Origin of the sequence: Planococcus sp. ANT_H30 (assembly GCF_008369335.1) — a bacterium.
GTDB classification, from domain to species: domain Bacteria; phylum Bacillota; class Bacilli; order Bacillales_A; family Planococcaceae; genus Planococcus; species Planococcus kocurii.
Genome location: NZ_VOBJ01000003.1, coordinates 204070 through 217755, shown reverse-complemented (window position 1 = coordinate 217755; position 13686 = coordinate 204070). Strand labels below are relative to the sequence as shown.

Genomic DNA, 13686 nt, shown 5'->3' with positions numbered 1-13686 from the left:
CTACGGAATGACAAAAAAATCAATGGGAATTCATCACATTACCGCTATTGTGGGAGATCCTCAGGAAAATGTGGATTTTTATGCGGGTGTATTAGGCTTGCGTTTAGTAAAAAAAACAGTGAATTTTGATGATCCTGATACGTACCATCTGTATTTCGGTGATAAAACCGCCAAACCAGGTACCATCATCACCTTTTTTCCATGGGGCAATGCGTACAAAGGGAAAATCGGAGATGGACAAGTCGGCGTTACTACTTACGCAGTACCGACTGGAGCTTTAGCTTTCTGGGAAAAAAGACTGCAAAAATTCGAGATTCCATTTTCAAAAACAACACGCTTTGAAGAGCGTTATTTAGCATTTGATGATCCACATGGCCTTCATTTAGAACTGGTGGAAAGACAATCCGGGCAACTGAATAATTGGGAAACTCAAGAAGTGACAGAAGATGTGGCTATTAAAGGTTTTGGAGGTGCAACTTTATATACAGCTAATGCTGAAAAAACAGCTGAATTGTTAGAAACCGTTTTAGGACTCGAAAAAATAGGAGAAGAACACGATTTATTGCGTTTCCGTGCAGCAAATGATCTCGGTAATATCATTGATGTGAAATTATCTCCAGTAGGTACAGGACAAATGGGCGTTGGAACTGTCCACCACATTGCTTGGCGTGCAAAAGACGATGCAGATCAACTAGACTGGAAAGAGCAGATAGAAACTTATGGGCTGGGCGTAACACCTGTTCAAGATCGACAGTATTTTAACGCGATCTATTTCCGCGAATACGGGGACATTTTGTTTGAAATCGCTACGGACCCACCAGGATTTGCGATAGACGAACCCCAAGAATCCCTTGGCGAAGCGTTAATGCTGCCCGAGCAGTACGAAACACATCGAAAAAATATTCAGCGTAATCTGCCGCCTATTAGAGTAAAAAATCTAAAATCAAAAAAGTAAAAACATGTGAGCACCTAAAAGTAGAAGCTAGATAACAAGAAGCACCTTCGGAAAATTCGAAGGTGCTTCTTGTTGTTATTTAGAAATCATACTTTTTAAGGCCAAATTAATGTTTTGAGGTCTTTCGGCTAACCTTCTCATATAGTACGCATACCAGTCTTTACCAAAAGGAACGTAAGTGGTGAAAGAAAATCCTTCTTTTGCCAAATCTTTTTGCATTTCTGAGCGGAAACCGTATAACATCTGGAACTCAAAGCGGTCTAGAGAAATATTTTTTTCTTTTACGAATGCTTTTACCTGTTCAATGATATGGTGGTCATGAGTCGCAATGGACGTATATCCAGGAGCTTGAAGATGGATTTTGATAAGTTTTAAATAATTTTCATCAATCTCTTTCTTTTCTTGGTAGGAAACTTCTGCGCTTTCTTTGTAAGCACCTTTTACGAGCCGAAGTCGTACATTTTGCAGGTTTTCCACATCTTTTTCGGAACGGAACAGATAGGCTTGAATAACGGTACCTACATTTTCGTATTCCTGGAGCAGCGTTTTGAGAATATCAAGCGTTTGTTGCAAGTGATCATAATCTTCCATATCTAAGTTGATAAAAATATCATAACTAGCTGCAGCTGCTACAATTTCCTGAATATTTTTTAGGCAAAAGGCCGTGTCAATGTCCAAACCGATTTGTGTTAATTTAACAGACATATGTGCATTAACGCCATAAATCTGTATGGCTTCAAGTGTTTTTAATATGGCTTCTTTCGCTTTTGTGGCTTCTTCTTCTGTGTGGACAAATTCACCTAAGCTATCGATTGTGGCACTAATTCCATTGGCATTCAGTTCCTTTACAGACTGCATCATGCTCTTGATATCAGTCCCAGCGACGACTTTTCCTGCGCCTAATTTCAATCCCCATTTTTTAGCGGCACTATTTAACGCTTGGTTTTTGGACAACCCGATAAAGAAATTTTTTGTTACACCCACTTTAATTCCTCCTATACTGTTAAAACACTTCGTCGATAGCCAAGCTTTAGAACAGGAAATCCCCTGCTCAATGAAATACAGTCTAATTTCCGGAGGAAGTTGCTGTATAATCCATTATTACCTCAGAGCATATCACATATTAACTGAAAACAAAAAATCTTAGCGTAGATAGATGCTGTAGACAGTCACGCTTTTGTTTAGTTGGTTGATTAAAAAAATTAGCATGTCAATGCTCCCATGATGAGTAGAGAATACATCCGTCTGCCGTAGGGACGCGCATTAAGGAATAGGCAAGCTTAACAATGCACTAGGTTTTAACTGTGAAGCTGTAAAATAAGTGTAGAATGGAAAAAGTAGTTGTTAAAAGTGAGGAGGATTTATCATGAATCAAAAAGCAGCTGTGAGTTTTATGATTTCAAGTTCAGTATATGCCTTGCTGCATTTTATCACTTACTTTTATGAAAGTGCCTGGTTAACGTTAATACTTTCTGTTTTAGGAGTATTCATGTTATTGTCAGCAGCGTTCTTATTACCTCTCAAGAAAATTCAGTTGCAATTGTTTCTAGTGATTGCAGCTTTAGCTGTACTGTTTTTCACGAGTGATTCTTTCTTAGACGATTTAATTTTGGGATTGCAGCAAATGAGAAATTTGATTGGGTTGTTGCTGATCGTGCCAATGATTAGCTGGGTTTTGAAGGAAGAGCCTTACATAGAAGAAATTATGAGTTATGCTCACAACTTTTTAAATAAGAGCCAGAAGTTCTATTTTGGATTAATGGCAATGACTCAAGTGATTTCGCATTTTCTGTTATTTGGTGTCGTACCGATGATGTACCACTTTATTGATCGTTTTTTAAAAGATCATAAAGGAGAGGCATGGGAAAATTTCAAAGGAACAGCTATTTTACGTGGTTTTGGACTTTCTACAATGTGGGTTATCAGTATTCCAAGTTTCATTTTTGCGGTAGAAGCATTAGAAGCAACTCTTTGGAAATCGATGGTGCTCGGCTTTATTTTTGCTTTGGCCGGGACCGTCTTATCAGTAATTTTTTCGTATTATCAAGAAAAGAAATACGGGATGGATTTTTCTTTTGTTTTGAAACAAGAAATTGAAAAAGCCATGCGAAATTCACGCAATCAAGGAAAATGGAATAAAGACGTAGCGGAGTTTGTCTTTTTATTTGTGTCTCTTTTTGGAACGATTTTCTTTGTACACGAAACGACGGGATTGGAATTTTTGCTGACCATACCACTGGTCATTTTAGTGTGGACTTTCCTTTATTTTGGATGTAAAAAGAGATTGTCTAACTTTGTTGTGGAAATTCGGTATTATTTTTCCGTAGGTATTGCGAAACAAGCCCAGCAATTTAGCATTTTAGTAGCTGCTGGATTATTGATTTATGCGCTAAATCAATCGAATGTTGGTGACTACGTTATTAACGGGATGAATTTTTTAACAGGGATCATTCCACTGTTAAATATATTGTTCTTAATTCCATTCATTGTGATCCTGCTAGGTTTTATTGGATTGGGGCCGTTGCCAGTAATCGTTTTGGTGACAGGGGTTCTGGAGGCTGTGCCATTTCCGTACCCACCTGAATTGGTTGTATTAGCCGTTACTTCTGGAAGTGTCATTTCTATCATTTTGTCACCTTTTGTTATGCCTGTAATTATATTAAGTAGCGTAAATGGCTTAAGTGGAATTCGCAATGGCTTGCAATTTAATTTGAAATTTGCAATTGCTTTTTACATGATGGTCCAATTGTTTATCCAAACAGCTATCTATCTATACTGAAATTTTCAATACACATAGGAGTCTCTAAAGACTTTTATGTGTATTTTTTATTCAGAAGACCTAAAATTGTAAGGCAGAGGAACATGGCGTATAATTTGAAATAACTGAATATTAAAACTTGGGGGTAGGGAAATGAATAAAAAAATACTTGCTAAAAAAACAGCGGTCGAGACTTTACTAGTTAACCGGTATATTGATGGCGTGTTAGATCCCGGAAAAGAAATGTTGGGTCCTATAAAAGATGGAGGTCATATTATTGCCCACACAGCTCCAGGTTGTTGGGGGCCGATGATTACGCCTTGTATTCGAGGGGGGCATGAAGTGACGCTGCCTGTCTATGTCGAAGGTGCAGAACCGGGAGATGGCATCGTTATTAAAATTAAATCAGTCGAAGTAACATCCCATGCCACTTCCTCAGGAAATGACAGTCCTGTTGAAGGTCGTTTTCTTGGAGACCCTTTTATCGCGGTAAAATGCCCAGGCTGTGGAACGATGTATCCAGATACTATTATTAGAGGTGTTGGACAAGAAGCTATTCGCTGCGCTAAGTGCGATGCGGATGTGACACCATTTGTTTTTACTAACGGCTATACGATGTTTTTTGGAGAAAAGGGCGACGTAGGAATCACGCTATCCAAAGAAGCAGCCGAAACAATTGCGGAAAATGGCCGGGGTTACATGAAAACGCCTGAGAACTCTGTACAAAATCCAATTGTCACTTTTGCACCGCACGATTTAGTTGGAACCATTGCACGCATGCGGCCGTTTTTAGGTCAACTCGGAACAACGCCTTCTCGTCCGACACCGGACTCACATAATGCAGGAGATTTTGGTTCTTTTCTTGTCGGAGCTCCGCACGAATACGCAAGTACACAGGAAGAATTGGAAACTCATCGGACAGATGGTCATATGGACATCAGCCGTGTTCGGGCTGGAGCCGTATTGATTTGTCCAGTGAAAGTACCAGGTGGTGGGATTTATCTAGGGGATATGCATGCCATGCAAGGGGACGGAGAAATTGCTGGACATACATCGGACGTTGCCGGTATTGTTCATCTTGAAGTTCATGTCGTTAAAGGATTAAATAATGCGGGACCTATTCTCTTGCCGAATGTCGAAGACCTACCTTATACGGCTAAACCTTTTACAGAACAAGAAAGACAGACGGCTCAACAGCTTGCAAAAAAATGGAATATTGACAAGCTAGAAGAGTCGCTGCCGGTTTCTTTTGTCGGTACAGGACCAACTTTGAATGATGCTACAGAAAATGGACTGCAACGCGCAGCCAATCTGTTTAACGTTACAGTTCCAGAAATCATGAACCGAGCTACCATAACGGGGTCAATTGAAATTGGTCGACACCCAGGAGTCGTAACAATCACGTTCCTCGCACCCGAACATTATTTAGAAAAAGCAGGGTTGTTAAACACAGTAAAAGCACAGTACTCCTAGAAAAGCGGAAGTGCCTGTAGAGCTCTGACAGGTATAAGACGGTCTGACGAAGCGGCGCTTTTTGCCATATGAAAAACCGCCAAGTCTATATGGCGGCTTCTGGTATTATTTCGGTTGGGGCGCATTAATTTCCCATGATAACTTCAAAGCATCTGCCAAGTAATCAGCGGCTTCTTCTGCCTCAAAATGATCTACTTGAAATTTAGAATGATTTAATGAGTAAATACGTTGCCGTTCTAGAAATAGCATTTCGATATCTTCAAGAGAACGTCCCTGTAACAAAGGACGGTTGTCAGCGAGAATATGAATACGTTCTTTCCATGATTCCCAGGAAATATCGAGAAATAGAACGATGCAATTGGCCATACAAATATCCTGAATCTCCTTTTGCAAAAAGGCACCGCCACCAACGGAAATGATATTGAGAGGGCGCTGGCTATACTTTACAATCAACTCTTTCTCTTTAGCCCGGAAGGCCTGTTCGCCATGGATTTCGAATATTTTCGGAATTGGCATTGTATAAAACTTCTCGATTTCCTCATCGATATCAACAAAGCTACGATAGAGTTTTTGAGCCAATAGTTTGCCAACAGTGGTTTTTCCCACTCCCATAAATCCGATGCAGACAATACTTTTTTCGCGAATGGATAAACCGAAATTTCTCATGAGCAACCTTCTTTCTCTTTTAATAGCTTAGTCGGGTTCATAGCTTACTTTACCTTATCTGTATAGAAAATTCATAAGAATTGTCAATTAACTAATTTGAATCAGAAAATCAATTTCGAGTTTTATGACATCTAGCTTCAAGGAGGAATTTCATGACATCTACCTATTTGCTGACAGGTTCGTATGCATCAGAAAAAGAACAGGGCATTAAGCTCTGGGAACTTGAAGGCATGACCGGCGAATTGACGGAACTGATGGGTATAGGAGGGATTGAACGCCCTTCTTTTATTGCTGTTCATCCAACGGGTACAAGTTTTGTCGCTACGAGTGAAGTCGGGGACGGCCAACTAGTTAGTTACTGGGTCCATCCAACTACAAAAAAAATAGTCGAAATCAATCGCCAATCTTCGAATGGTGATCATCCAGCTCACGTGACAATTGATGAAACGGGTCAATGGCTATTATCCGTTACTTATTCAGGAGCTACAGTTAATGTCCATCCGCTTTATGCAGACGGAGCAATTGGAGATTTGGCAGCTTCTGTAAAGCATGAAGGAGGAGGGCCTAACAAAAATCGGCAAGACGCCGCTCATCCTCATTCAATTATTCAAATCCCAGGAAAAAATCTGTTCTTGGTATCGGACTTGGGCACCGACACAATCTCTACTTATAAACTAGATGCCGGAACCGGTGCCTTAACGTTTAAATATGCTGTACAAACAGAGGCGGGAGCAGGACCTCGTCATTTAAGTTTCCATCCCTCAAAAGCTTTTGTCTATTCAGTAAACGAAATAAATTCCACGTTGATGGTCTACAAAGTCAGTCAAGAAGGCAAACTGGATTTTTTACAGCTATTGCCTTTAGTGCCAGATAGCTATGAGGGAGAAAATACCAGTGCAGAAATTGCAGTTTCAAGCGATGGCTGTTTTGTCTATGCGTCAAACCGTGGTTACGATAGTATTGCCTCTTTTGCTATCCAGGAAAATGGAACGTTAGAAACGCTCGGATTGACAGAGTCCGGAGGAGAAGGACCGAGACATTTTGCTTTGATTCCAGGAAATGAGTGGCTAGTAGTAGCGAATGAAAACTCCCACACACTTGCTACGCTGAAAATGAGTTGTTCAGGCATGCCTTGTATCGTTGAGAATATTGTCCAAACGACAGCGCCTGTATGTGTAAAAGTGATCAAATAAGAAAAAAAGACGGAGAGTGTCTCCGTCTTTTTTTCTTACCAATCTTTTGATTTTTTTTCGACAATGTCCAGTTCTTTCAAAAGTCGTATAAAACCACTGTCTCGATTGCCTTCAAATGCTTTTTCTGTACACGAAGAGTGCGGAGGATAATTTAGTTCAAGAGCCTTCTCCAGAGTTTCTTCTTCTAAAAAGTTGGTGGCGTCCGCCTCTTCAAAGCAAGAAGGTGCAATATATGTTCTAAACGAATGTTCCAAGATCACACGAGTTTCTGGCGCTGGCACGTTTTCTCTCGGGATAAAGAAAAGCAGTAGCAATAGCAGGGCAGCGAGAAACAACACGCTCATCCATATTTTTTTCTGCTGCATTTATTATTCCTCCGTTAATAGAATTTTTGCATCCGCTAAAATATCCTCTACCGGTGGATTCAACCCATCATACGCCTTCATAATGATTCCTTCTTTATTGACTAAGTAAAAAGAAGTGCCATGAAGAACTTGATCATCATTTTCAGGTTTTCTGGCTAAAGTTCGGAAATTATCCATAGCAAAGTCATCAATTTCTTGGGAGGTATAACCGGTCAGCAGATTCCAACTAGCTAAATCAGCTCCGTAATTTTCTGCATAAGATTTCAAGACTTCAGGCTTGTCAAACGAAGGGTCTACACTGAAAGAAACCGTTTCAACAGCCAATCCTTCTTCTTTTAACTGTTCTTGCAAGTCTGTCATGTTGGCCATCATTGGCAGGCAAACGGTTGTGCAGTTAGTAAAAACAAAATCAGCAAGCCAGACGTCACCTTCTAAGTCAGCTAAGCCGAAATCTTCGTTGTTGTGATTAGTAAAAGTAAAATCTTCTATTTCCCACTCAAGTGGATCTTCAACGCCTTGGTTGCAGGCAGCCAGAAAAATGCTGAAGAAAACTGCTAGTAATAGTCCTCTATATTTTCTCAAAAATGTCAGCCTCTCTTTCAATAACAGATATCCTCCTAAGCGTAGTGGAAATTATGCTGTCAAACAAGGGCACAAAGGAAAAGAAATGTGTAAACATTTCGAACAGATATCCTTCTGAATTCCTATATTTATCTAAATTTTTGAATAATTTTGTATCTTGACAAGGTATTTAAGAGTCTTACGTAGAATTAAAAAGAGACATGGAACCATTGAACTATTGGAGGTGCAAAAATGAATGATCTTCAAAGCCATCTTACTCCAGACAAGTTGGAAGCTTTCCATGCAGGTCTGATGAAAGACGCTTATCTTTATTTTGGAGCGCATACCGCTACAAATGAAACAACATTTACTCTATGGGTTCCAGGTGTGACTAAAGTAGCGGTAGCCTGTACACATCCTGAAAGTCTCGTGGAAGAATTTTTTCAAATGGAACAGCACGTTCTTGATGAAACCATTTGGCAAGTAAGAATTCCCCGGAGATTAACTGGATACGCTTATGAGTATATCTTTGAAACACTAACTGGAGAAGTAGTAAGGAAATCTGATCCGTACGCTCAAATGAGCGAAATGAGACCAGAAACCAAATCTATAGTAGCAGCTTCTTCTAAACACACTTGGTCAAAAACTGTATTGCATCAAAAGAAAGTTTTAAACAATAAGCACGGTGAAAAACCGATAGCAATTTACGAATTGCATATTGGGACATGGAAACGTAATGCACAAGGGGGTTTTTTAAATTATCGTGAATTGGCAGATGAGTTGATTCCATATGTTTTGGAGATGGGTTTTACGCATATAGAAATTCTGCCCATCACAGAACATCCGTTAGATGAATCTTGGGGCTATCAGACGACTGGTTATTTTGCGCCAACGAGCCGATACGGAACTGCTGATGATTTGAAGTATTTTATTGCTAAATGCGCAGAAAAAAAAGTTGGCTTAATTTTAGATTGGGTACCGGGTCATTTCTGCGTCGATGAACATGCACTGGCAAACTTTAACGGTGGCTATTTATATGAATACGAGCAGGAGGACCGGCGTGCCAACCCAGACTGGGGAACGTTGAATTTCGATATTCGAAAGGGAGAAGTCGCTAGCTTTTTACTATCGAGCAGTCACTATTGGCTAAGCGAATTTAAGTTTGATGGTTTTCGTATGGACGCTCTAATTTGTTTGCTATTTGTACCAAACCGTGAAGAGGCTATACCTAACGAAGAAGGTGCGGCTTTTCTAAAGAAGTTGACAAACAGTTTAAAAGAGCATCATCCAGAAGTTTTGTTAATTGCAGAAGACGCGTGGAACTATCCAAAAGTGACACACGATACAGCAGAAGGAGGAGTCGGCTTTCATTATAAATGGAATTTTGGCTGGATGCGTGACACGCTGGATTATATGGAAACTCAGCCATCAAAGCGTTCTGAGGTGCATAAAAAAATGAACTTCTCTCTCGTGTATCAGTATGAAGAGCGTTATCTTCTTGCACTTTCCCACGATGAAGTAGTAAATGGCCAAGGTTCTTTGCTGAACAAACTTCCAGGGACCTTGAGTGATCGTTTTGCTCAACTCAGACTACTCCTCAGTTTTTGGATTGCTCACCCAGGGAAAAAATTGCTTTTCATGGGTCAAGAGTTTGGTCATTTTGAAGAATGGAATTTCACATCAGAATTGGATTGGCATTCCTTGGGAACCGAAGAACATAAAAAAATGGCTAATTTTACAAAAGAATTACTGTCTTTTTATAAAACTGAAAAAGCTTTTTTTGAATTAGATGATCATCCGGACGGTTTTACTTGGATCGATGCGGACAACCACCAACAAAGTGTAGCTGCCTTTATTCGTAGGGGCCATTTGCCGCAGGATGAGTGTATTGTGGTGTGTAATTTTTCAGACCAACATTATACGGATTTTGAATTGGAGGTTCCTGAAAACAATACCTATGAAAAAATTTTTACGTCAGAAAGCAAACCTTCAGAAATAGCGGTTGGTGCGACAAATCATGCAGGTGAGGGCTTGATGTATGCCATTTCAATCGATTTGCCAGCATTTACATTGATTATCTGGAAACTAAAGAGAATGGGAGGGAATCAACATGAACGATAAAGTCGTTGCAATGTTGTTAGCCGGCGGACAAGGGAGCAGATTAAAATCATTAACGTATACAATAGCAAAACCCGCATTGCCGTTTGGCGGAAAATACCGAATCATCGATTTCCCGTTGTCCAATTGCACCAATTCAGGAATCAATACCGTTGGCGTGCTGACACAATACCAGCCGCATGTCCTTCATGAATATATCGGACTGGGAACTCCGTGGGATTTAGATCGACGTCACGGGGGAGTCACGATGCTACCACCTTATACCGAAATAGAAGGGGTTAAATGGTATGCAGGTACAGCCAGTGCCATTTATCAAAATATCAATTACCTTACATCATGTGATCCCGAGTATGTTTTGATTCTATCAGGAGATCATATTTATAAAATGGATTACGAAGTACTAATCGACTATCACAAAGAACATGAAGCAGATGTCACCATTTCGGTGCTAGAAGTTCCGTGGGAAGAAGCAAGCAGGTTTGGTGTTATTAACGTCGATGACAGCATGATCATTAAAGAATTTGATGAAAAACCAGAAAATCCAAAAAGTAATTTAGCTTCTATGGGTGTCTATGTATTTAAATGGAAAAAGCTAAAAGAATATTTAGAAATAGACAATTTAAATAAAGAGTCTTCTCATGATTTTGGTATGGATATCCTACCGGCTATGCTAGAAAAAGGCGAAAAAATGATTGCTTATCCATTTAAAGGATACTGGAAAGACGTCGGAACGGTTGAAAGTCTATGGGAAGCCAATATGGACTTGCTTGATTTGAACTCTGGCTTAAATCTTCATGACTCTGCTTGGCGTATTTTTTCTTCAAATCCACAATTACCACCACAGGTGATTAATAAAACAGGTAATGTTCAAAGCTCTATGGTTAACGAAGGCTGCGTAATTTCTGGAGACGTTTCAAAGTCGGTTGTTTTTCAGAAGGTAACGATTGAAGAAGGAGCTGCCGTTTCTGAAAGTGTCATCATGAGTGGCTCCACGATAAAAAAAGGTGCCAAGCTTCATCGGGTAATTGTACCGCCGAATTTAGAGGTGCCGGAAGGATTTGAAATCCATGATCAGCAGGATGAAGTGGTTCTTCTGATTCAAGAGCAATTGGATGAATGGAAGGAGCGTGAGGGAAAATGAACTTACTCGCTGTAGTAGACGCCTCTGTTAATAAAGAAGGATTACAAGATTTGACGATGCAACGAACTGTTTCTTCAGTACCCTTTGCGGGGCGTTACCGATTAATTGATTTTCCATTATCGAATCTCGTCAATTCGGGAGTCAATACGGTTGGCGTATTTCCATCGAATCCCTTTTCTTCTCTGCTAGATCATATTGGTGGAGGGAAAAGTTGGGACTTAGACCGAAGAAAAAACGGCTTGTTTTTTCTGCCGGTTACGCAGCGAAATGGTGGATTATCAACCGTTGGCCCATTTGCAGCATTAGAAGAGCATATGCAATTTTTTACAAAAAGTATTCAACCTTACGTTGTCGTCATTAATAGCTTTGTTGTTACTCAATTAGACTTTAAAGACATGCTGAAGCAGCATATCAAATCAGGTGCTGATTTTACAGAAGCGGTTAGTAGCGGAGTTTCTTTGAAAACCTATATTCTGTCTAAAGAGTTGTTAATTGAACTGATTCAAACGCACCGTGATAAAAAAGTAGTAAGTGTCGAAGATGTCGTCAATTTAAAGAAAAGTCCTTATACGTTTAATGACTATGAATACAGCGGATATTTTGCAATTATTGATTCGATTCAAAGTTATTTCCAAGCGTCGTTGGCTTTGTTAGATGAAGAAAATAGGAAGCAGTTATTCCTACCAGATCGTCCAATTTATACAAAAGTCAAAGATGAGCCTCCAACGCGCTATATCCACGGGGCCCATGTTAAGCGAGCTTTGGTAGCCAATGGCGGCACCATTATGGGGAGTGTGATGGATAGTATCATTAGTCGGGGAGTTTGCATTAAGAAAAATACACAATTAGAAAAATGCGTGATTATGCAGAAATGTGTAATCGAAGAAAATTGTGATTTGTCGTATGTAATTGCAGACAAAGAAGTTCATATCGGTGAAGGAGTCGTTTTACGTGGAACTGCAGAACAGCCGATTGTTTTACGTAAAGGAGCAATCGTCACGAAGGAGGATTTATGATGAAAGTCATTATGGCAGCAGCAGAATGTGCACCTTTTGCAAAAGCTGGAGGATTAGCAGATGTAATCGGAGCCTTACCGAAAGAACTTAGCAGATTAGGCCATGATATTACGGTCATTATACCAAAATATAGCTTGATCTCAGAACAGTACGCATCGAAATTTATCTTGAAAGAATCTATCGAAGTGCATTTTAAAGGACGCCAACTTCCTTTTAGACTTTTTGAATACAAACAAGCCGGAGTAACCTACTTGTTTGTAGAAAATGATGATTATTTTAAAAGAGAACAAATTTACGGACAAAAAGATGACTCTGAACGATACGCTTTTTTCAACCGATCCGTGCTAGAAATTGTCCAACTTCAAGAGCAGCAAGCAGATGTAATTCATGTGCACGACTGGCATACGGCTATGATCCCGTTCCTCCTAAAGGAGGATCAGCGATATGCTTCGATTCAAGCAATTAAGACCGTTTTGACCATTCACAACCTGCAATTTCAAGGTAAATTTTCAAAAGAAAAGTTTCTGGAGAATTTTGAAATGGATGAGCGTTACTATGACGAGGGAATTGTAGAATGGCGCGGTGGCTTCAACTCTTTAAAAACAGGCATTTCCTACGTGGATAAAATAACGACTGTGAGTCCGACTTATCGAGACGAAATTTTGACAGATTTCTATGGAGAGAAACTAAATAGTCTTCTACAAGAAAAGCAACAAGATTTAGTCGGTATTTTAAATGGCATTGATACAGAAGTCTATAATCCAGCGACGGATCTTGCCATCGTACGGGAATTTGATGCAATGAGCATGGAAGGAAAGCAAGTCAATAAGCGTGAAATCCAATCAAAGGCAGGTCTTCCTGAACGTGGAGATGTTCCGTTACTAACAATGATTTCGAGGCTAGCAGGACAAAAGGGAGTTGACGTCTTGCAAGAAGTATTGCCTAATTTGTTGGAAAAAGAAGATGTTCAGTTTGCTTTATTGGGTTCAGGAGAGGAAAAGTACGAGCAGTTTTTCCAGAAGTTAGCAGCTGATTTTCCAGATAAGGTTTATATTCATATTGGCTTTGATGAGGCCTTTGCACATCTACTATACGCAGGAGCGGATATTTTCCTCATGCCTTCTCATTTCGAGCCTTGTGGTTTGAGTCAATTGATCTCAATGCAATACGGAACAGTCCCTGTAGCCAATAGAACAGGCGGATTGAAAGACACAGTCATTGAATACGATGAAAATTTAAAGACCGGTAATGGATTCTTGAGCGATTTTTCACAGGACAAGCCCTTTGATCTTGCCCTCCAACGATGTTTAGATTTTTACCGACAGCCTAAGCATTGGGAAACAATCAAGAAAAATGGCATGGAAGGCAATTATTCATGGTCGCGTTCTGCGACAGAATACGCCAAACTTTATGAAAAGCTAATCTAAAGGGGCGTGCCAA

At 39.9% G+C, this 13686-nt stretch carries 12 protein-coding genes; 8 read left to right on the top strand and 4 right to left on the bottom strand.

Features of this window, described 5'->3' with window-relative positions:
• Positions 1–7: 7 nt before the first annotated feature.
• Entirely contained in the window at positions 8–955 is a 948-nt protein-coding gene (locus tag FQ085_RS09500; protein ID WP_149456451.1) for a ring-cleaving dioxygenase, read from the top strand.
• Positions 956–1030: 75 nt separating this feature from the next.
• Here the strand turns inward: FQ085_RS09500 and FQ085_RS09495 are convergent, their stop codons facing one another.
• Positions 1031–1939 carry a proline dehydrogenase family protein gene (locus FQ085_RS09495; protein WP_058386564.1) on the bottom strand — a complete coding sequence of 303 codons (909 nt, stop codon included), beginning with the start codon at positions 1937–1939 and terminating at the stop codon, positions 1031–1033.
• A gap of 382 nt (positions 1940–2321) precedes the next feature.
• On the opposite strand from FQ085_RS09495, the gene FQ085_RS09490 reads away from it, so the two are divergent.
• Entirely contained in the window at positions 2322–3734 is a 1413-nt protein-coding gene (locus tag FQ085_RS09490; RefSeq protein ID WP_149456450.1) for a hypothetical protein, read from the top strand.
• Positions 3735–3866: 132 nt separating this feature from the next.
• Positions 3867–5186 (top strand): acetamidase/formamidase family protein, encoded by a 1320-nt coding sequence (locus FQ085_RS09485; protein ID WP_149456449.1) that lies wholly within the window; start codon positions 3867–3869, stop codon positions 5184–5186.
• 105 nt (positions 5187–5291) lie between these two features.
• Here FQ085_RS09485 and FQ085_RS09480 read toward each other — a convergent pair whose 3' ends face one another.
• A complete protein-coding gene (locus tag FQ085_RS09480; RefSeq protein WP_058386561.1) occupies positions 5292–5852 on the bottom strand; it encodes a shikimate kinase in 561 nt (186 codons plus the stop codon).
• 152 nt (positions 5853–6004) lie between these two features.
• Here FQ085_RS09480 and FQ085_RS09475 point away from each other — a divergent pair, with 152 nt between their 5' ends.
• Complete coding sequence (locus tag FQ085_RS09475) at positions 6005–7045, top strand: lactonase family protein (protein ID WP_058386560.1); 1041 nt, start codon at positions 6005–6007, stop codon at positions 7043–7045.
• Between the two features lie 35 nt (positions 7046–7080).
• On the opposite strand, the gene FQ085_RS09470 is transcribed toward FQ085_RS09475, so the two are convergent.
• Both FQ085_RS09470 and FQ085_RS09465 read right to left on the bottom strand, forming a co-directional pair.
• Positions 7081–7410, bottom strand: a complete 330-nt coding sequence (locus FQ085_RS09470) for a hypothetical protein (protein WP_149456448.1) — start codon at positions 7408–7410, stop codon at positions 7081–7083.
• A gap of 3 nt (positions 7411–7413) precedes the next feature.
• The gene (locus FQ085_RS09465) at positions 7414–7992 is read right to left on the bottom strand and encodes an SCO family protein (protein WP_058386980.1); all 579 of its coding nucleotides are present in this window, start codon (positions 7990–7992) and stop codon (positions 7414–7416) included.
• 231 nt (positions 7993–8223) lie between these two features.
• Here FQ085_RS09465 and glgB point away from each other — a divergent pair, with 231 nt between their 5' ends.
• The 4 genes from glgB to glgA are packed head-to-tail and all read left to right on the top strand — an operon-like array spanning position 8224 to position 13673.
• The gene (gene glgB / locus FQ085_RS09460; RefSeq protein ID WP_149456447.1) at positions 8224–10092 is read left to right on the top strand and encodes a 1,4-alpha-glucan branching protein GlgB; all 1869 of its coding nucleotides are present in this window, start codon (positions 8224–8226) and stop codon (positions 10090–10092) included.
• Positions 10082–11230 (top strand): glucose-1-phosphate adenylyltransferase, encoded by a 1149-nt coding sequence (locus FQ085_RS09455; protein ID WP_071153423.1) that lies wholly within the window; start codon positions 10082–10084, stop codon positions 11228–11230. Before glgB ends, FQ085_RS09455 begins: the two co-directional genes overlap by 11 nt.
• Positions 11227–12246, top strand: a complete 1020-nt coding sequence (locus FQ085_RS09450; RefSeq protein ID WP_149456446.1) for a GlgC family sugar phosphate nucleotidyltransferase — start codon at positions 11227–11229, stop codon at positions 12244–12246. The genes FQ085_RS09455 and FQ085_RS09450 overlap by 4 nt, the downstream gene beginning before the upstream one ends.
• The gene (glgA, locus tag FQ085_RS09445) at positions 12246–13673 is read left to right on the top strand and encodes a glycogen synthase GlgA (protein ID WP_149456445.1); all 1428 of its coding nucleotides are present in this window, start codon (positions 12246–12248) and stop codon (positions 13671–13673) included. Before FQ085_RS09450 ends, glgA begins: the two co-directional genes overlap by 1 nt.
• Positions 13674–13686 lie beyond the last annotated feature (13 nt).